17 protein-coding genes are annotated in these 18,410 nt (G+C 63.6%); 5 read left to right on the forward strand and 12 right to left on the reverse strand.

Going from position 1 to position 18,410, the window contains the following annotated elements; all coding sequences use genetic code 11:
• Positions 1-225: 225 nt before the first annotated feature.
• A complete protein-coding gene (locus tag DS839_RS23795; protein WP_119272988.1) occupies positions 226-942 on the reverse strand; it encodes a ribonuclease activity regulator RraA in 717 nt (238 codons plus the stop codon).
• Positions 943-981: 39 nt separating this feature from the next.
• Positions 982-2,298, reverse strand: coding sequence for an amino acid deaminase (locus DS839_RS23800; RefSeq protein ID WP_119272989.1), 1,317 nt, complete (start codon positions 2,296-2,298; stop codon positions 982-984).
• A gap of 261 nt (positions 2,299-2,559) precedes the next feature.
• On the opposite strand from DS839_RS23800, the gene DS839_RS23805 reads away from it, so the two are divergent.
• From DS839_RS23805 to DS839_RS23825, 5 genes are all read left to right on the forward strand, one after another.
• Positions 2,560-4,548 (forward strand): ABC transporter substrate-binding protein, encoded by a 1,989-nt coding sequence (locus DS839_RS23805; RefSeq protein ID WP_162918762.1) that lies wholly within the window; start codon positions 2,560-2,562, stop codon positions 4,546-4,548.
• A gap of 68 nt (positions 4,549-4,616) precedes the next feature.
• Entirely contained in the window at positions 4,617-5,603 is a 987-nt protein-coding gene (locus tag DS839_RS23810; RefSeq protein WP_119272991.1) for an ABC transporter permease, read from the forward strand.
• The gene (locus DS839_RS23815) at positions 5,593-6,738 is read left to right on the forward strand and encodes an ABC transporter permease (protein ID WP_119272992.1); all 1,146 of its coding nucleotides are present in this window, start codon (positions 5,593-5,595) and stop codon (positions 6,736-6,738) included. Before DS839_RS23810 ends, DS839_RS23815 begins: the two co-directional genes overlap by 11 nt.
• Positions 6,735-8,486 carry an ABC transporter ATP-binding protein gene (locus tag DS839_RS23820; protein WP_119272993.1) on the forward strand — a complete coding sequence of 584 codons (1,752 nt, stop codon included), beginning with the start codon at positions 6,735-6,737 and terminating at the stop codon, positions 8,484-8,486. The genes DS839_RS23815 and DS839_RS23820 overlap by 4 nt, the downstream gene beginning before the upstream one ends.
• Positions 8,486-9,370 carry an SMP-30/gluconolactonase/LRE family protein gene (locus DS839_RS23825; RefSeq protein WP_119272994.1) on the forward strand — a complete coding sequence of 295 codons (885 nt, stop codon included), beginning with the start codon at positions 8,486-8,488 and terminating at the stop codon, positions 9,368-9,370. Before DS839_RS23820 ends, DS839_RS23825 begins: the two co-directional genes overlap by 1 nt.
• Positions 9,371-9,406: 36 nt before the next feature.
• Here DS839_RS23825 and DS839_RS23830 read toward each other — a convergent pair whose 3' ends face one another.
• The 10 genes from DS839_RS23830 to ihfB all read right to left on the reverse strand — a co-directional run bounded on the left by DS839_RS23830 (position 9,407) and on the right by ihfB (position 18,398).
• Positions 9,407-10,747 carry a bifunctional folylpolyglutamate synthase/dihydrofolate synthase gene (locus DS839_RS23830; protein WP_119272995.1) on the reverse strand — a complete coding sequence of 447 codons (1,341 nt, stop codon included), beginning with the start codon at positions 10,745-10,747 and terminating at the stop codon, positions 9,407-9,409.
• 4 nt (positions 10,748-10,751) lie between these two features.
• Entirely contained in the window at positions 10,752-11,681 is a 930-nt protein-coding gene (gene accD, locus DS839_RS23835; RefSeq protein WP_119272996.1) for an acetyl-CoA carboxylase, carboxyltransferase subunit beta, read from the reverse strand.
• Positions 11,682-11,685: 4 nt separating this feature from the next.
• A complete protein-coding gene (gene trpA, locus DS839_RS23840; RefSeq protein ID WP_119272997.1) occupies positions 11,686-12,504 on the reverse strand; it encodes a tryptophan synthase subunit alpha in 819 nt (272 codons plus the stop codon).
• Entirely contained in the window at positions 12,501-13,718 is a 1,218-nt protein-coding gene (gene trpB / locus DS839_RS23845) for a tryptophan synthase subunit beta (RefSeq protein WP_119272998.1), read from the reverse strand. The genes trpA and trpB overlap by 4 nt, the downstream gene beginning before the upstream one ends.
• A gap of 9 nt (positions 13,719-13,727) precedes the next feature.
• On the reverse strand, positions 13,728-14,378 hold the full coding sequence (locus tag DS839_RS23850) for a phosphoribosylanthranilate isomerase (protein WP_119272999.1): 651 nt from the start codon (positions 14,376-14,378) through the stop codon (positions 13,728-13,730).
• 746 nt (positions 14,379-15,124) lie between these two features.
• Positions 15,125-15,838, reverse strand: a complete 714-nt coding sequence (pyrF, locus tag DS839_RS23855; RefSeq protein ID WP_119273000.1) for an orotidine-5'-phosphate decarboxylase — start codon at positions 15,836-15,838, stop codon at positions 15,125-15,127.
• Between the two features lie 97 nt (positions 15,839-15,935).
• Positions 15,936-16,739, reverse strand: coding sequence for a DUF2927 domain-containing protein (locus DS839_RS23860; RefSeq protein WP_162918763.1), 804 nt, complete (start codon positions 16,737-16,739; stop codon positions 15,936-15,938).
• Between the two features lie 119 nt (positions 16,740-16,858).
• The gene (lhpI, locus tag DS839_RS23865; protein WP_119273002.1) at positions 16,859-17,779 is read right to left on the reverse strand and encodes a bifunctional Delta(1)-pyrroline-2-carboxylate/Delta(1)-piperideine-2-carboxylate reductase; all 921 of its coding nucleotides are present in this window, start codon (positions 17,777-17,779) and stop codon (positions 16,859-16,861) included.
• Positions 17,776-18,114 carry a lipopolysaccharide assembly protein LapA domain-containing protein gene (locus DS839_RS23870; protein ID WP_119273003.1) on the reverse strand — a complete coding sequence of 113 codons (339 nt, stop codon included), beginning with the start codon at positions 18,112-18,114 and terminating at the stop codon, positions 17,776-17,778. The genes lhpI and DS839_RS23870 overlap by 4 nt, the downstream gene beginning before the upstream one ends.
• Complete coding sequence (gene ihfB, locus DS839_RS23875) at positions 18,111-18,398, reverse strand: integration host factor subunit beta (RefSeq protein WP_119273004.1); 288 nt, start codon at positions 18,396-18,398, stop codon at positions 18,111-18,113. Before ihfB ends, DS839_RS23870 begins: the two co-directional genes overlap by 4 nt.
• Positions 18,399-18,410: the final 12 nt, after the last annotated feature.

An 18,410-nucleotide genomic window follows, 5' to 3' on the forward strand; every position in this document is an offset into this window, starting at 1 on the left:
CTCTGTGCACCTCCACCAAACAGAAGGAGTAAAATGTGGGAAAAAGTGACCTTGACAAAAAGCCCCATACAAGGTGGCCGAAGGCCGGATGAGGGCTCTTTCGGCCAGCGCGCTCTTAGCTCGACAGTATTCCTTGTTGAGATAAAGAGCCCTCACCCGCTCTTTGGGCACCCTCTCCCATTGCTTCGCAACGGGAGAGGGGGAAAGTAGGAGAGGCCGGAGACACTACCGCCCCTTCTTCCACGTCTCGAAGTCGGCCAGGCTCTCGGCATTGGGCGGATAGAGCCCGAAGGTCGACCGGCCGGCGAGGACGCGCTCGGTGACGAAATCCTCGAACCGCGTCTGCTCCAGGCCCTGGCGCGCGACGTCATCGGCGAGATGGCGCGGGATTACCACGACGCCCTCGCGGTCGCCGACGATCACATCGCCCGGATAGACCGGCACGTCGCCGCAGGCGATGGGCACGTTGATGTCGACCGCGTGATGGCGGGTGAGATTGGTCGGCGCCGAGCGCCCGCCGCAATAGACCGGATAGTCGAGCGCCTCGATGGTCGGCGAATCGCGCAAGCCGCCGTCGGTGACGACGCCGGCGGCGCCACGCATCATGGTGCGCGTCACCAGGATGCTGCCGGCGCCCGCGGCACGGGTATCGCGCCGGCAGTCGATAACCAGCACATGGCCTGACGATATGGTCTCGACCGCCTTGCGCTGCGGATGCTCGCGGTCCTCGAAGACGGCCGAGACGTCGATATCCTCGCGGGACGGGATGTAGCGCAGCGTAAAGGCCTGGCCGACCATGACCGGACCGCCGGTCGTCAGGCGGTGCACCTGCTGCATGAAGGTGTTGCGCAGGCCCCGCGCCATGAGCTGCGAGGTCAAGGTGGCGGTGCTGATGCGCATCAGCAGGTCGTGGGTCTCTGATGAAAGGGGCTCGATGCTCATCGCGGAAAATCCTGTGCGGGTTGGCCGATAGCGGGATCGTCAGAAGAAGGTGCGAAGGGCCGAGACGACATTATATTCATCGTCGACGACGCAAATGACCTGCCATTTATCGAAGGTGGTGCAGGGATGCGAGATGCCGAAGGCCACCATGTCGCCGACGGCGAGGGGGCTCGTCTCGGGGATCTGGAGATGGCAATGCTGGTCATTGAGCCCGGTCACGACATGGTCGGGACCGATGGGCTGAAGATCGGCGGCCGTCGCGCCGGCGTCCGGCCGCAGCCACTTCAACGGCGTCGGCATGGCCGAATCGAAGGAGATGTCGCGGCGTCCGACGGTGAGCAGCGCCTTGCCGGGCTCGGGGCGTGACTGCACATAGGCCCACACTTCGAGCGCGGCTGCGGGGCCCGCTCCCAGATCGTCCACCCAAGGGGTGCGCGCCCTGAGCTGCTCGAAGCTCTTCACATAGGAGAAGGAGTCGTGCGTGAGGTAGCAGCCGCAGCGGACGACCACCCGGAAAGGTCGCGTGATCTGGGCGGCGCTGAACTGCTTTGTCACCATGTCATAGAAGACGGTGCCGCCGGCGGTGAGCAGGACCTCGCCCTCGCCGAACAGGCCTTCGCGGTCGCAGCCGACCGCGATGTCGATCAGGCTCTTGAGGAAGCCGTCGACCGCTTGCGTCGATTCCTCGAGTGCCGGCCGGCGCAGCAGGCCTTCATAGCCGCCGACGCCGCGCAGCGACAGATAGGGTGCTGCCGCCTTGATGGCGCGCGCCACCGTCATGGCGTCCGCCAGGCTGCGGCAGCCGGTGCGGCCGCCGGCGAAGCCGCCTTCGAGGATGACCTGCAGCGGCCGCTTGAGCCCGCTGTCACGCACGACCGCCGCCAATTGGCGCACCAGCGCCACGGAATCGACGAAGCAATAGAAATCGAAGGCGCTGTCGCGCTTGAGCTCATCGACGATATACCGCTGCGACTGCCGGCCGACCGGCTGGTTGGCGAGGAGGAGGCGCCCGAAGCCATATTGGCGGGCGACCTGCACCTGCTCGACCGAGCCCAAGGTGATCGCCCAGGCGCCGTCCGCGACCTGGCGGGCGAAGAGCTGCGGGCTCATGGTCGTCTTGCCATGCGGCGCGATCAGGGCGCCCGTAGCCTCGAGGTAGCGCCGCATCCAGCCGCTATTGTGCTTGAGCGCGCTCTCGCGCATGACGGCGAGCGGCAAGGGCAGGTCCTGGCGCAGCACGTTCCATCCCTTGCCGCCGATATCCTTGAGGGCGATGGGTGTCAGATGCCCCGGCATGCCTTTCACCGTGCGGTCGAGTGTCGAGGCCTCGATGCTGTTGAGATCGATCGTGGTCATGGCGGTCGGGCCGTCCCCTCTGTGTTGCTTCCCTAACTTGTCTTACATCTCAATCCTTCGCGGATTCAACAGCTTTTCGGCCTTTTGCCGCGCGGAACGCGAAAAAGCAGGCAAACTGCCCATATTCCGGGCTGCCGCGGGCCGCCTGTCGCTTCATTAAAACCTGACTGACAAGTTGATGAATTCTTGACAGAGCGCTTCCGACATGTAAGCCTGATCGCTGCTCCGTCGAGCTCAAGACAATAATCAGGAGGACACCAGGTGAGGAATCTCGTGATGGCGCATGCCGCCGACCGCGGGTCGGACGCCGGCATGAAATCAAGGACAACAGCACCGATGGCCGCAGGCCTTCTTGCCGGCCTCGGTGCCCTTTGGCTTTCGACCACCGCGGCATCGGCCATGGACTACAAACAGGCGCCGATGCTGGAGGAGATGGTGAAGGCGGGCACGCTGCCGGCACTCGCCGAAAGGCTGCCGCAGTCGCCGCGCGTGATCACGCCCGTCGAGAAGGTCGGCAAATATGGCGGCACCTGGCGCTCGGGCATGGTCGGCGGCTCCGACCGCAACTGGCTCTTCCGCATCGCGGGCTACGAGCCGCTCCTTGCCTGGGACCGCGAATGGAGCGGCAAGGTGGTGCCCAATCTCGCCGAGGAGATCACCAACAGCGCCGATGCGAAGGAATACACCATCAAGCTCAGAGCCGGTCTCAAATGGTCCGACGGCAAGCCCTTCACCAGCGACGATATCGGCTTCTTTATCAATGACGTCGCCGGCAACAAGGAATTGCTGCCGAACGGCATCGACTGGCTGATGAGCGGCGGCGAGCCGGGCAAGTTCGAGAAGATCGACGACACCACGTTCAAGATCGCCTTCAAGGAGCCTTACGGCGTCTTCCCGCAGAAGCTCGCCAGCGTCTATGGCGTGCAGATGACCATGATGGCCAAGCATTACTGCTCGCAATTCGAGCCGGCCTACAACAAGGACAAGCTCGACGGCCTGATGAAGGAAGCCGGTGTCGCGACCTGGACCGAGCTTTTCATCAAGAAATGCGCCGTTGACACCGAGGCCAATGAGCGCTGGCAGAATCCGGAGCGTCCCACCATGGAGCCCTGGGTGATCAAGGACCCCTATATCGGCGGCGCCACCCTGGTCACGCTCAAGCGCAATCCCTATTATTTCAAGGTCGACACCGAGGGCAACCAGCTGCCCTATATCGATGACCTCTCGATCTCGGTGAATGCCGACAAGCAGACACTGGTGCTCAAGGTGGTCAATGGCGAGATCGACTACCAGGACCGCCATGTCAACGCCAATGCCAACCGCGCCGTCTTCACCGACGCGGCGGAGAAGGCCCAGATCCATCTGGTCGACGGGCCCAATGCCGACATGAACACCACGATCATCTCGTTCAACCTGACCCACAAAGACCCGGTGAAGCGCGAGATCTTCAACAACAAGGATTTCCGCATCGGCTTGAGCTATGCGATCGATCGCCAGGCGATCATCGACGCGGCCTTCGTCGGGCAGGGTGAGCCCTGGCAGGCGGCGCCGCGCAAGGAATCGCCTTACTACAACGAGAAGCTTGCCAAGCAGTACACCGAGTTCGACGTCGCCAAGGCGAATGAGTATCTCGACAAGGCCTACCCCAAGAAGGACGGCGAAGGCTTCCGCCTGGGCCCCGACGGCAAGCGCATCAGCTTCAACATCATGGTGATCCCGGCGCTCGGCGACTTCCTCGACTCGACCCAGCTCGCCGCCCAATACTGGCAGGCCGTCGGCGTCGACGCCAAGGTGCAGACCGTCGATCGCACGCTGTTCTACGACCGCAAGGACAACAACGACCAGGATGCGGCCGTGTTCCTGGGCAGCGGCGGCATGGGCGATGCCTTGTTCGAGCCGACCTTCTACTTCCCGTTCTGGAACGAGAGCCTGTTCGCGGTGCCGTGGGGCAACTGGTATGCCTCAGGCGGCAAGTCGGGCGAAGAGCCTCCGGCCGCGGCCAAGAAGCAGATGGAGCTCTATCGCGAGATCCTCAAGTCGGCCGATATCACGAAGCAGAACGAACTCATGCAGCAGCTGCTCAACATCGCGGCGGACGAGTTCTATGCCGTCGGCATCTCAACGCCCGGGCCTCTGTTCTCGGCGGTCAAGAACAACCTGCACAATGTCTATCCACGACCCTTCGCCTGGACCTATCCGAGCCCGGTGGCGAGCAACACGGAGCAGTATTTCTTCGATCCGCCGCGGTGAATGCTGTTATAGAAGGCATCGGCCGGCCGTCGGGCCGGCCGATGCCTTGTTCCTCAAATTGATCGGTCATGCTCGGTTTTATTTTCCGCCGCCTGCTCTGGATGATTCCATCGTTCTTCGCGGTGACGGTCGTTGCTTTCGTGATCATTCAGCTGCCGCCCGGCGATTTCGTCACCAGCTACGCGGCCGATCTCGCCACATCGGGCTCTCCTGCCGATTCGGCGACGCTCGATGCGCTGCGCGTGCGCTACGGGCTCGACCAGCCGATGGTCGTCCAGTACCTGACCTGGGTCGGGAATGCGCTGCGGGGCGATCTCGGCATGTCCTTCGAATACCGCTCCGCCGTGTCGGACATCATCTGGGGCCGGCTGGGCATGACGACGCTGGTGGCCTTCTGCACCCTCGCCTTTGTCTGGCTCATCGCCTTTCCCGTCGGCATCTTCTCCGCCGTCAAGCAATACAGCATCGGCGACTACGTCGTCACTTTCCTGAGCTTCCTTGGCATGGCGACGCCGAGCTTCCTCCTGGCGCTGGTCGTCATGTATCTCTCGGTCGAGTTCCTCGGCTATTCGGTCGGCGGCCTGTTCTCGCCCGAGCAGGTGAACGCCCCCTGGAGCTCAGCCAAAGTGGTCGACCTGCTCCAGCACCTGTGGATCCCGGTCGTCGTCCTGGGTGTCGCCGGCATAGCGGCCCTGGTGCGCATCATGCGCGCCAATCTCCTGGACGAGCTCGGCAAGCCCTATGTCGAGACCGGTCGCGCCAAGGGTCTGCCGGAGACGACGCTGATCCTGCGCTATCCGACCCGCGTCGCGCTCAACCCTTTCATTTCGACGGTCGGCTGGGTGCTGCCGGTGCTGGTCTCGGGCGACGTCATCGTGTCGAGCGTTCTCAGCCTGCCGACATCGGGGCCGATCCTCATCCAGGCGCTGAAGACGCAAGACATGTATCTGGGCGGCGCCCTCATCATGTTCCAGTGCATCCTCGTCCTCATCGGCACGCTCTTGTCCGATATCCTCCTCGCCATCGTCGATCCGCGCATCCGCTATGACGATTAGCGCCGATCTCGACAGCCCGGCCGGCGGCAGTCCGGCGACCAGGCGCGATTCCGCCTCGCAATGGCGGCTGATGTGGTGGCAGTTCCGCCGCCACCGCCTCGCCGTGGTGTCGAGCTTCGTGCTGCTGTTCATCGCCTTCGTCGGTATCTTCTGCGAGTTCCTGGCGCCGCTCTCGCCCAACGCCTTCTCGCCGCGCTACACCTACGCGCCGCCGCAAAGGCTGCATTTCTTCGACCGCGACGCGGATGGCGGGCTCATATGGCGGCCCTATGTGAACGGCTATAAGATCACCATCGATCCTCAGGCGCTGCGGCGTGTCTTCACCATCGACGAGACGGTGAAATATCCGGTGGGCTTCTTCGTGAAGTCCGAGCCCTATCCGATGTGGGGCGGCCTGTTCACCCTCGAGACCAGGCTCATGGGCCCGGTCAAGAAGGGCGATCCGATGTTCCTGCTCGGCGCCGACCGCCTCGGGCGCGACATGCTGAGCCGCATCATCTACGGCACGCGCATCTCCATGTCGATCGGCCTGGTCGGCGTGGCGCTGAGCCTCCTGCTCGGCATCATCCTGGGCGGCATCTCGGGCTACAAGGGCGGCATGGTCGACAATGTCATCCAGCGTGTCATCGAGTTCATCCTGTCCTTGCCGACGACGCCCTTGTGGCTGGGGCTCGCCGCCGCCATGCCGAACAACTGGCCGCCCTTGCGCATCTATTTCGCGATCACGCTCATCCTCTCGCTCATCGGCTGGACCAGTCTCGCCCGCGTGATCCGCGGTCGCTTCCTGTCGCTCCGCACCGAGGATTTCGTCACCGCCGCGCGCCTCGATGGTGCCAGCGAACCGCGCATCGTCTTCCGCCACATGGCGCCCTCTTTCGTCAGCCACATCATCGCCGAGGTAAGCCTCGCCATTCCCGCCATGATCCTGGCCGAGACCGCCTTGAGCTTCCTGGGGTTGGGCCTGCAGCCTCCGATCGTGAGCTGGGGCGTGCTCCTGCAGGAGGCGCAGAATATCCGCTCGATCGTGACCGCACCCTGGCTCTTCGCGCCTGGCGTCGCGGTTGTGATCGCCGTTCTTTCGCTCAACTTCGTCGGCGACGGCCTGCGCGACGCCGCCGATCCCTATCGCCAATGACGTTCGACCCGCCGATAAAACACCCTGCAAGCGACCTGGTCGTCGAGGTCAAGGACCTGTCGACCTGGTTCGATACCGGCCGGCAGGTCATCAAGGCCGTCGACAACATGAATCTCGCCTTGCGGCGCGGGCGCACCCATTGCATCGTGGGCGAAAGCGGCAGCGGCAAGAGCGTCACCGCGCGCTCGATCCTGAATATCGTCCCGAAGCCCGGGCGGATCGTGAAGGGCGAGGTGCTGTTGCATGGCGCCGGCACGGCCTCGACTACGATCGATCTCGCCAAGCTCCACCCGAAGGCGCGGCAGATCCGGGCGATCCGCGGGCGCGACATCAGCATGATCTTCCAGGAGCCGATGTCGAGCCTGAGCCCGGTCCACACCATCGGCCAGCAGATCATCGAGACGATCCGGTTGCACCGGCCGGTCGGGCGCAAGGAAGCGCGCGAGCGCGCCATAGAGATGCTGGCCCAGGTCAAGATCCCGCGTCCCGAGCGCAGCATCGACAGCTATCCTTTCGAATTCTCGGGCGGGATGCGGCAGCGGGCGATGATCGCGATGGCGCTCGTCTGCCAGCCCAAGCTCGTCATCGCCGACGAGCCGACGACGGCGCTCGACGTCACCACCCAGGCCGAGATCCTCGATCTGATGAAGAGCCTGCAGCAGCGCCACGGCATGGCCCTGATGTTCATCACCCATGACATGGGCGTGGTCGCCGAGATCGCCGATGATGTCACCGTCATGTATAACGGCGAGGTGGTCGAACACGGGCCGGTGAACGACATCTTCTTCGCCGCGCGCCATCCCTATACGCAGAAGCTGCTCGCCTCCGTCAGGGCGCTGGAGAGCCGCTCGCATCGCGCCGGTCCGGCGGCGAAATCCGGCAGCGGCGATGCCATCCTCGAAGTGTCCAACCTCTCCATGAGCTTCGCCGGCCGCCGTCGGATGTTCAGCCGCAAGGCGCCGGAAGCCCCGGTCAAGGCGCTGGACGATGTAAGCTTCACGCTCAAGCGCGGCGAGATCCTCGGCATCGTGGGCGAGAGCGGGTCCGGCAAGACCACGCTCGGCCGCTGCATCCTGCGCATCCTGGCACCAAGCTCCGGCGGCATCCTCTTCAAGGGCCGCGACACGGCGCCGGTCGACCTCGCCCCTCTGCCGCAGGCCAAGGTCAAGCCTTATTGGGGCAGGATGCGGATGATCTTCCAGGATCCGTTTTCCTCGCTCAATCCGCGCATGACCGTGTTCCAGGTGATCGCTGAACCGCTGCTCAATCACGGCGTCACCGAGAAGCGCGTGCTCGAGGATCAGGTCGCGGGCCTTCTCGAACGCGTCGGCCTCGCGAGCGATGCGATGTGGCGCTACCCGCATGCCTTCAGCGGCGGTCAGCGCCAGCGCATCGGCATCGCCCGCACCATCGCGCTCAGACCTGAGCTCATCGTCGCCGATGAGGCGACCTCCGCCCTCGATGTGTCGCTGCGCGCCCAGATGCTCGATCTCCTCCTAGGCCTCGCCCATGAGTTCGAGATGAGCCTCATCTTCATCGGCCATGACATCGGCGTGATCCGCTATATGTGCGACCGGGTGGCGGTCATGCATCGCGGCCGCATCGTCGAGATCGGCGAGACCGACACCGTCTGCGACAAACCGAGCCATCCCTATACGCGCTCGCTGATCTCGGCCATTCCCAAGCCCGATCCCCGGCTGCGCGGCAAGACCGAACGCATCCGCTATATGAGCGAGGTGGAGAGCTGATGGCCGGTACCGCGACCGTCGACTGCGTGCTCGATGTCAGAGCCGAGCTCGGTGAGTGCCCGCTCTGGTGCGGGCAGGAGAATGCGCTCTACTGGGTCGACATCTATTCAGGGCGGCTCAACCGCTTCGATCCGGCGACGGGACAGAACCGCGTCTGGACCTTGCCCGAGCCGATCGGCTCCTTCGCGCTCGCGACCGACGGTGCCGTTCTCCTGGCGCTCAAATCCGGCCTGTGGCGCTATGATCTCACGACAGAAGAGCGCAAGCCGCTCGCGCAGCCGGAAGCGCATCTGCCCAATAATCGATTGAATGACGGCCGCTGCGACCGCCAGGGGCGTTTCTGGATCGGCAGCATGCAGGACCCCGTCGATCCGGCGATGCCCCGGGGCGCGCTCTATCGCTTCGCTGCCGATCATCGTTGCGTCCCGATGGTGGATGGGCTTTTCGTCGCCAATGGCCTCGCCTTCAGCCCCGACGGGCGCATCCTCTATCATTCCGACAGCTTCAAGGCGGTGCGCCGCATCTGGGCCTGGGATCTCGACATCGACGACGGCGTCATCAGCAACCGCCGGGTCTTCGTCGATACGGAAGGCATGCCGGGACGGCCCGATGGTGGGGCGGTCGACGCCGATGGCTGCTATTGGATGGCCGGCAATGACGGTTGGGAGATCGTGCGCTTCACGCCCTCTGGCAAGATCGACCGGCGCATCGCCTTGCCGGTCGCCAAGCCCAGCATGCTGGCTTTTGGCGGTCCGCGTCTCGATGTGATCTATGTGACCTCGATTCGGCCGTCATCCGGTCTGGAAGATCAGCCATTGGCGGGCAGCCTGTTCGCCATTGAGGCGGGCGTCACCGGCCTGCCCGAGCCGCGCTATCGCGGGTGACCCCGCGTCTATCGGCCTGGGTAAACCTGGCCTCCGTCAGCGCCGGCCGGCGCCCGACACTTGCGACATCTGCTCGCCCGAATGACGGGCGAGGACGCGGCCGGCAAGATAGAGCGAGCCCGCGATCAGGATGCGAGGGGCGGGCGTGATCTGGGCGGCCTGCTTGAGCGCTTCTTCCAGGCTCCCCGCTGTCTCGGCGCTGATCTGATGCTGCCGCGCGGTCTCGGCGAGTTCGCCCGCCGGTATGGCATTCTCTTCGTCCGGAATGGTGAGCGTCACCACGCGATGGACGATGCCGGCGAAGGGCGCGATGAAGTCGGAGGCGGCCTTGCTGTTGAGCATGCCCCAGATGAGGACGAGCGGGCGCGAGACGCGGTCATTGAGCTCGGAGAAAGCGCGCGCCAAGGCGCGGCCGGCGGAAGGGTTGTGCCCGCCATCGAGCCACAATTCGGAATCTTTCGGGATGAAGGACCACAATGCGCCCGGGCCTAAGCGCTGCATGCGGGCCGGCCAGGTGGCCGATTTGAGGCCCTGGGCGATGTGGTTTTCCCCGATCCGCCCGTCATCGAGGCTGCGCAGTGCGGCGACCGCGGTGCCGGCATTGTCGATCTGGTGGCGTCCCGGCAATTGCGGCAAGGGCAGATCGAGGAGCCCGCTTTCATCCTGATAGACGAGCCGGCCATGCTGCTCATAGGCCTGCCAGTCCTGATTGGCGATGAGGAGCGGCGCCCGCACCCTCTCGGCCGAGCGTTCGATCTCGGCCAGCGCCTCGTCGGGCTGCGGCGCCACGATCGCCGGCACGAAGGGCTTCAATATGCCGGCCTTCTCATGCGCGATCTCGGTCAGCGTATTGCCGAGATACTGCTGATGGTCGTAGTCGATCGGGGTGATGACGCCGGCCACGGGCTTCGACACCACATTGGTGGCGTCGAGCCTGCCGCCAAGGCCCACTTCGAGCACGAGATAATCCGCCGGCGAGCGCGCGAAAGCGAGGAAGGCGGCAGCCGTGGTGATCTCGAAGAAGGTGATCGGCTCGCTTCCATTCGCCTCTTCGCATTCCTCGAGAAGAGAGTTGAGCCTGTCCTCGCCGATGAGCTCGGCGCCCCCCGGCTTGCCGAGCCGGATGCGCTCGTGGAATTTGACGAGATGCGGCGAGGTATAGCAATGGACCGACAGCCCTGCGGCCTCGATCGCCGCGCGCAAATAGGCGATGGTCGAGCCCTTGCCATTGGTGCCGGCGACATGGATGACGGGCGGCAGGTTCTCTTGCGGGTCGCCGAGCTTTTTAAGGATCCGCCACATGCGGTCCAGGCTCAGATCGATGATCTTCGGGTGAAGCGACAGCAGGCGCTTCAGGATGGCATCACTGACGGCCATGGAATCAGCTGGTTGCAGGGACGAGCGCCGTGCCGCCGCCGTCGCCGTTCGCCTCGCCGTTGACGCTGTTCTTGAGGAAAGGCGGCGCCTTGGTGAGGAGCCGCGCCACGCGGCTCACCGTGTCGCGCAGCTGATGGCGATGCACCACCATGTCGACCATGCCGTGATCCTGCAGATATTCGGCACGCTGGAAGCCCTCGGGCAGCTTCTCGCGTATCGTCTGCTCGATGACGCGGGGACCGGCGAAACCGATGAGTGCCCCGGGCTCGGCGATATGGACATCGCCCAGCATGGCATAGGAGGCGGTGACGCCGCCGGTCGTGGGATGGGTCAAGACCACGATATAGGGCAGCTTCTCCTCGCGCAGCTCCCTGACCGCGATGGTGGTGCGCGGCAATTGCATGAGCGAGAGGATGCCTTCCTGCATGCGCGCCCCGCCGGATGAGGCAAAGAGCACATAAGGCGTCTTCTTCTCGAGCGCTGAGCGCATCGAGGTGATGAGGCCTTCGCCCGCCGCCATGCCGAGCGATCCGCCCATGAAGGAGAAGTCCTGCACCGTCATGACGATCGGCAGCCCGTCGAGCGTGCCGGAGCCGGAAAGGACCGCATCCTCGGCCCCCGTCTTCTGCTTGGCTTCTTTCAACCGGTCGGTATAGCGCCGCTCGTCGCGGAACTTCAACGGATCGAGCGGCACCTGCGGCAGGGCGATCGGCTCATAGCTGCCGCCGTCGAACATGGCTTTGAGCCGGACATCGGGCGCCATGCGCATGTGATAGCCCGATCCCGGGATGACGAACTGGTTATTCTCGAGATCGCGATAGAAGACCATTTGCCCCGTCTCGGGACATTTGACCCACATATTCTCCGGCGTCTCGCGCTTGGAGCCGAGCAGGCCCCTGATCTTGGGACGGACGAAATTCTTGATCCAGTTCATCTGGTCACCTCCGCACGCCCTGGGCGATCTCGCTCACCAGGGCATGCACGGCTTTCACGGTTTGGGGCGTCGGCTTGCCGGCGCTGTCGAGATTGTTCTTGACCGCATTGACGAGGGCCGAGCCCACCACGACGCCATCGGCGCTTTTGGCGATGCTGCGCGCCTGCTCGGCGGTCTTGACGCCGAAGCCGACGGCGATCGGCAGTTGCGTGTGGCCCTTGAGGCGGATGACGTTCTGCTCGACGCTCTTGAGATCGGGCGCCTTGGTGCCGGTGATGCCGAGCACCGAGACATAATAGACGAAGCCCGAAGTATTCTTGAGCACCGCCGGCGCCCTTTTGTCGTCGGTCGTCGGCGTGGCGAGGCGAATGAAATTGAGACCGGCCTTGATGGTCGGCAGGCACAATTCATCGTCCTCTTCGGGGGGCAGGTCGACGATGATGAGGCCGTCGATGCCCGCCGCCTTGGCGTCCTTGAGGAAGCGCTCGACGCCATAGATATAGATCGGATTGTAGTAGCCCATGAGTACGATGGGGGTCTGATCATCACCGGTGCGGAAGTCGCGCACCAGGCTCAGCGTCTTGATGAGCGTCTGCCCGGCCTTCAAGGCGCGCAAGCCCGCTTCCTGGATCGCCGGGCCGTCGGCCATGGGATCGGTGAAGGGCATGCCGAATTCGATGATATCGGCGCCGGCCTTGGGTAGGCCTTTGATGATCTGAAGCGAAGTCTCGTAATCGGGATCGCCCGCCGTCACGAAGGTGACGAGGGCGGCGCGGTTTTGGCGCTTCAGGTCGGCGAAGCGCTTGTCGATGCGTGTCGTCACAGTTTCACCCCGAGATGATCGGCGACCGTGAAGATATCCTTGTCGCCGCGTCCCGACATGCAGATGACCATCAGATGGTCTTTCGGCTTCTCGGGCGCGATCTTCATCGCATGAGCGAGCGCATGCGAGGGCTCGAGCGCCGGGATGATGCCTTCGAGCTGGCAGCACAATTGGAAGGCTTCGAGCGCTTCCTTGTCGGTCGCCGACACATAGGTGACGCGCTTCAAGTCGTTGAGCCAGGCATGCTCGGGGCCGATGCCGGGGTAATCGAGACCGGCCGAGATCGAATGCGCCTCGGTGATCTGGCCGTCGTCATCCATCAATATGTAGGTGCGGTTGCCATGCAATACGCCGGGCCTGCCGCCGGTGATCGAGGCGGCATGCTTGCCGGATGCCAAGCCGCTGCCCGCCGCTTCGACGCCATAGATCTCGACCCCCGTGTCGTCGAGGAAGGGATGGAACAGGCCCATGGCATTGGAGCCGCCGCCGATCGCCGCGACGAGCGATGAAGGCAGGCGGCCTTCGCGCTGAAGCATCTGCTTCTTCGTCTCATTACCGATGACGCATTGGAAGTCGCGGACCATTTCGGGATAGGGATGTGGTCCCGCCACCGTGCCGATGCAATAGAACGTGTCCTCGACATTGGCGACCCAGTCGCGCAAGGCCTCGTTGAGCGCATCCTTGAGCGTGCGCGAGCCGGAAAGGGCCGGCACCACTTCGGCGCCCAGGAGCTTCATGCGGAACACATTGGGCTTCTGCCGCTCGATATCGACCTCGCCCATATAGACGATGCATTTGAGGCCGAAGCGCGCGCAGGCGGTCGCCGTCGCGACGCCATGCTGGCCGGCCCCCGTCTCGGCGATGATGCGGGTCTTGCCCATGCGCCGCGCCAGCAGGATCTGGCCCATCACGTTGTTGATCTTATGCGCGCCGGTGTGGTTGAGCTCCTCGCGCTTGAAATAGATCTTGGCGCCGCCCAGATGCTCGGTCAGCCTCTCGGCGAAATAGAGCGGGCTCGGCCGTCCGACATAATGCTCCAGAAAGCCGTCGAGCTCGGCCTGGAAGGACGGGTCGGCCTTGGCTTCCTCATAGGCCTTCTCGAGGTCGAGGATGAGCGGCATGAGGGTTTCGGCGACGAAGCGGCCGCCATAGATGCCGAACAGTCCTTTTTCATCGGGACCAGTGCGATAGGAATTGGGCTGGATGACGTTCATGGGCTTTATCTAGCGAGCCGCCTTGGCCGCCGCAATGAATTCCCGGATCAAGGCTATATCTTTGATTCCAGGCGATTTTTCGACACCCGAGGACACGTCCACAATGGGCGCGCCGGTGACCCTGATCGCCTCGGCCACATTGCCGGGGTTGAGGCCGCCTGCGAGGAGAAAGCTCCGGGCGGCATTGCCCTGCCCGAGAAGCTTCCAGTCGAAGGCGATGCCGTTGCCGCCGGGCAGCGCGCCTTTCAGCGTTTCCGGCGCCTTGGCGTCATAGAGAATGAGGGCGGCTACCCCGTCAAATTCTCGGGCTTGCACGACATCCTCCAGGGTCTTGACCTTGATTGCCTTGATCACCGGCTTGCCGCTCCGCCTGCCGATCTCGGCGATGCGCTCGGGCGTTTCGCTGCCTTGCGCCTGGAAGAAATCGGGATCGACAACTCGCGCGATTTCATCGATCAGGCTGTCCTCGGCATCGACGATGAGGGTCACGATGCGGGCGCGGCCTCGGGCGAGCTTTGCCAGCTCCCCGGCCCTCGGCGGCGACACGTAGCGCGGGCTCTTGGGATAGAAGTTGAAGCCGATGAAATCGGCGCCGCCATCGAGGGCCGCCATCACGGTCTCGGGCGTCGACAGGCCACAGATTTTGACATCGACGGACATGGCCGGGGTTCTAGCACGGGGCGCCCGGCGGGAGTCAGGTTTATTGTACCCCACGGCGCGGCATTTGCCGGGCGCCGGGTGACGACCCGGCCGCCATCGCTATTCGGACTTCTTGATCACGCAAGTACTTCCACCACCTTGGCGGCACGAGCGCAACGCGGCCGCCTCGGCAGCTCCTTTCGATGGCGCACTCCATGCCGAGCCGCAACTTTGTGTCATGGAGGACGAAAACGCATTTGATACCGCAAAGGCCCTGTGCCTGGGCTTCTTCTCATATTGCCGCAGCAGCTTCTTGCATTCCTGGTTCCAGCTCGGAAGCGTCTGCGCCAGGCTTGGCTCGATGGGTAGCGCAACGAACAGGAGTCCGAGGCCCATGCCCAGTGCGGCGCCGGCCGCGCCTGATCGACTCAGATTTCGCCGTCGTGATGTCATGGATGATGCCCTTTTGTGCGTGGGATTTGTCGGCTCGCCTGGACAGGCCAGCGGCCGCCATGGCAAGCATGAACGCTAACACCAATAAAATTGGGCAAGTTTTGATAGGCCGTCTATGCTCGGGGAGATACCGGGATCAGGTCCTCAGGCCTGAAGCCCTCGGTGCATGATCCGGAACCATCCCCTCTCTTGGAGGGAAGATTACCTAAAGTCGAGTTCGTCGGATAGGGGGTCTCAGCCGCTGCCGCCGAAACCCTGTTCGGAGCGGACGCGATATAACGCCCAGCGAATACCAGGCAGCCTTCGATCACTCCTTACCTGTCCGCTTCCTGCCGCATGAGCGTTGCAGCAATCGCGCGCGCCGCTTGGGCGGGATCGGCCGCACCGGTGATAGGTCGGCCGATGACCAATATGTCGGCGCCGTCATCGAGCGCGGCGCGCGGTGTCGCAATGCGTTTCTGGTCCTGCACCTCCGCATCGGCGGGGCGGATGCCGGGAACGACGGTAAGGAAGTCGCGTGTCGTTGCCGCCTTGACTTCGCGCACATCCTGCGGGCTGCAGACGACGCCGGCGAGGCCCGCCGCGCGTGCGAGTTTCGCGAGCGCCGCGGCATGGTCGCGGCCGCTGCGATCGACGGCAAATCCCGCCTGGTGGATATCGGCGTCGGAAAGGCTGGTCAGGATGGTGACGGCGATGAGGAGCGAGCGGCCGTCGACCGCTTCCGCCGCCGCCCGAAGCATATCGGCACCGCCGGTCGCATGCACATTGATGATCGCCGGCCTTGGCTCGAGCCGCATCAGCGAGCGCAGGCCCGCGGCGACCGTATTGGGAATGTCGTGGAGCTTGAGGTCGAGGAAGATCGGCAAGCCTTCCTTGGCGACCGTCTCATAGCCCTCAGGGCCATTGGCATAGAAGAATTCCATGCCGAGCTTGGCATAGCCGACATGGGGCTTGAGGTCGCGGGCAAGTTCGGCGGCGCGCGCGACGTCGGGTGTGTCGAGGGCGACGCAAATCGGGTTCTGGATCATGGCCGGGCCCCTTACTCCGAAACGGGGGGAGGTGCAAATCGGGATGAACACAGGGCCCGTCGCGACGACGAAGTGCTCGGTGGGTCGTGCCTGCCTCTCACTCACGGATGGTCTGCGTCACCCATTCGAGCTTTTGCTTGGTCCGCATAAGAACATCGGGAAACACTTTCCGGACTTGCTTCTTGGACATGCCAGGCTTGATGGCCGGATCATAAAGCATGTTGGCGATATAGAGATCGAGTAGCGGTATCTGCGCAAAATAACTGGTGTCGCTCATCAACGTCTTTGTCGATGCACGGCTGTCATTGATCGGACCTAGTGCCTGTATGAATTCCTCAAAGGCGCATTCCGTGTGGTTCTGGCTGTTCGTCAAGGCGAACAGGATGGTGGAACGTCGAATGCGGGAGCTGCTGCCGTAGTAATCGAGAAACACCGTACAGGGCAGACCCTTCATGAATCTGAGCTGCTCTCGCGATATGTCCTTGCCCCAAATTTCCTTCGCTTTCTTCGCCATTGCATTGTTGTCGGCAACCAGAAAAATGCGAATATCGGCGTTACCCAGCTTGTCAGCGGCGCTCAGGGGGACTGCAGGCATGATGAAAGTCAGGCTTTCGAGCATCATCTCCAGGGGCGTTATCAGCGCCTTGCCGTCGCTCTGCACAAAATATTTGATCGGCCTGGTGTATTTGCGAACGGTCCCGGAACGCAGCTTGCCGACTGTCGGATCTTCCGATCCGAAGACGGTGTCGTAGAAAACCTCAGCGATTTCGGCGTCAGTCAGCTGCTGATATCTGACCAGATTCTTCAAGGCAGCTGCGCCAGCAACAGCTGGCGACCACAGCATCAGAAGCAATGCGAGCCCGACAACTCGGCCACAGCCGGCCATGGCAGCTAGTTTCATGCGCATTCCCGGGAAAATGACCGAGGCAGATCCTGGAAGCGACATGGTACCTGCCCGTGGGGCAACTGGCAATCTTGTCAGCGTCTCTGCCCGGATCGCATCGGCAAACCGAGAAGCCCTCAGCTCCTCGAATAAACCAAGGTCGCGGCGGCGAGGTCCTCGATCGCCGTGCCGCAGGACTTGAACAGCGTGATCTCATCGCTGTTGCGCCGGCCCGCCGTCTTCCCGCGGCAGAGGCCGAAGAGATCGCCCTGGATATTTTCCATGCGGAACTTGCCTTCCTGCGCGGCCTGGAGAAGGTCGCCCGCCTCGGCCTCGGCCCCTTCCCTCGTGTCGACATAGACCCGGGCCCTGGCGATGACCTCGCCGTCGGTCTCGCGCATTTGCGGCTTGAAGGCGCCGGCGAGATCGACATGGGTGCCGGGCTTGAGCCATTTTCCGCGCAGGATGGGTTCGCTCGAGGTCGTGGCGCAAGAGATGATGTCGGCCTCGCCCATGGCCTTTTCGAGATCCGTGACGATGCCGACCTTGAAACCGTCCTTGGCGAGCTCGGCCTTGAGGCCTTCCGCCTTGTGGGCTGAGCGGTTGTAGAGCAGCACCGTCCTGATCGGGCGCATGGCGGCATGGGCCCGCACGAAATGCGCAGCCAAAGCGCCGGTGCCGACCATCAGCATGGTCGAGGCGTCCTTGCGGGCGAGATAGTCGGCGGCAAGGGCGCTCGCCGCGGCGGTACGCCTTCGCGTGAGCTCGGTGCCGTCCATCATGGCGACGGTGGCGCCCGTGCGGTTGTCGATCAGGAGATAGCTGGCGGTGATCGTCGGCAGCCCCTGGGCCGGGTTGTCGCTCTTGAACACCACGGTCTTGAGGCCGGTGAAGTCCTTCGACCAGGCCGGCATCAACAACAGGATCGCCACGTCGGATGTCTGATGCTGGTGGCGCACCGGGGTTTCGATGTCGTCGCGGAAACCCTGGCGCAGGGCTTCGACGATGTCGCGATAGGGGGCGGCTTGGGCGAGTTCGGAGGCGGAGATGATCTTCATGATGTCTGGTTGGGTATGCTCAATCGGTCCTGCTGCTCGCGCCGCAAGCGCTGGGCTTCGTCCTGGGCGCGCTGCAGGTCGACGCGCGCCTCCTTGGTGGCGCGCCGCCATTTGCCCTGACCGAACCAGCAGGCGATCCAGCCGGCGATCATGCCGAAGAATATACCGATGAAGACCAGGGCCCAGAGCGGCATAAACATGGTGGCGAAGGGGCTGGTGCTCGAGAAGGGATCGAAGGAGATTTCGACCCACTGCCGGTTGGCCACGCAAAAGGCGATGACGATCACGGCGATCGGCAGCCCGATCGCCCAGTTGATGATTCGGCGAAAGGTCACGGCTCGCTGCGGTTGAGCTGCTCGCGCAATTCCTTGCCGGTCTTGAAGAAGGGCACGTGCTTAGGCTCGACCGTCACCGGGTCGCCGGTGCGCGGATTGCGGCCCTGGCGGCCCTGGCGCGATTTCACCGAAAAGGCGCCAAAACCACGCAATTCCACCCGGTCGCCGCTCTTCATCGCGCTGATGATCTGGTCGAAGATCGTATTGATGATGCGCTCCACATCCCGGTGGTAGAGATGAGGGTTCTTCTCGGCGATCTTCTGGATCAGTTCCGATTTGATCATTTTAGGCCCCGC

The organism is Taklimakanibacter deserti (assembly GCA_003574785.1).

Coding starts and splice junctions, on each gene's coding strand:
- DS839_RS23815 (WP_119272992.1), top strand. CDS start 5,593: ATGACGATTAGCGCCGATCTCGACAGCCCGGCCGGCGGCAGTCCGGCG.
- DS839_RS23795 (WP_119272988.1), bottom strand. CDS start 942: ATGAGCATCGAGCCCCTTTCATCAGAGACCCACGACCTGCTGATGCGC.
- DS839_RS23800 (WP_119272989.1), bottom strand. CDS start 2,298: ATGACCACGATCGATCTCAACAGCATCGAGGCCTCGACACTCGACCGC.
- DS839_RS23850 (WP_119272999.1), bottom strand. CDS start 14,378: ATGTCCGTCGATGTCAAAATCTGTGGCCTGTCGACGCCCGAGACCGTG.
- DS839_RS23820 (WP_119272993.1), top strand. CDS start 6,735: ATGACGTTCGACCCGCCGATAAAACACCCTGCAAGCGACCTGGTCGTC.
- ihfB (WP_119273004.1), bottom strand. CDS start 18,398: ATGATCAAATCGGAACTGATCCAGAAGATCGCCGAGAAGAACCCTCAT.
- DS839_RS23830 (WP_119272995.1), bottom strand. CDS start 10,747: ATGGCCGTCAGTGATGCCATCCTGAAGCGCCTGCTGTCGCTTCACCCG.
- trpB (WP_119272998.1), bottom strand. CDS start 13,718: ATGAACGTCATCCAGCCCAATTCCTATCGCACTGGTCCCGATGAAAAA.
- accD (WP_119272996.1), bottom strand. CDS start 11,681: ATGAACTGGATCAAGAATTTCGTCCGTCCCAAGATCAGGGGCCTGCTC.
- pyrF (WP_119273000.1), bottom strand. CDS start 15,838: ATGATCCAGAACCCGATTTGCGTCGCCCTCGACACACCCGACGTCGCG.
- DS839_RS23810 (WP_119272991.1), top strand. CDS start 4,617: ATGCTCGGTTTTATTTTCCGCCGCCTGCTCTGGATGATTCCATCGTTC.
- lhpI (WP_119273002.1), bottom strand. CDS start 17,779: ATGAAGATCATCTCCGCCTCCGAACTCGCCCAAGCCGCCCCCTATCGC.
- DS839_RS23825 (WP_119272994.1), top strand. CDS start 8,486: ATGGCCGGTACCGCGACCGTCGACTGCGTGCTCGATGTCAGAGCCGAG.
- DS839_RS23860 (WP_162918763.1), bottom strand. CDS start 16,739: ATGAAACTAGCTGCCATGGCCGGCTGTGGCCGAGTTGTCGGGCTCGCA.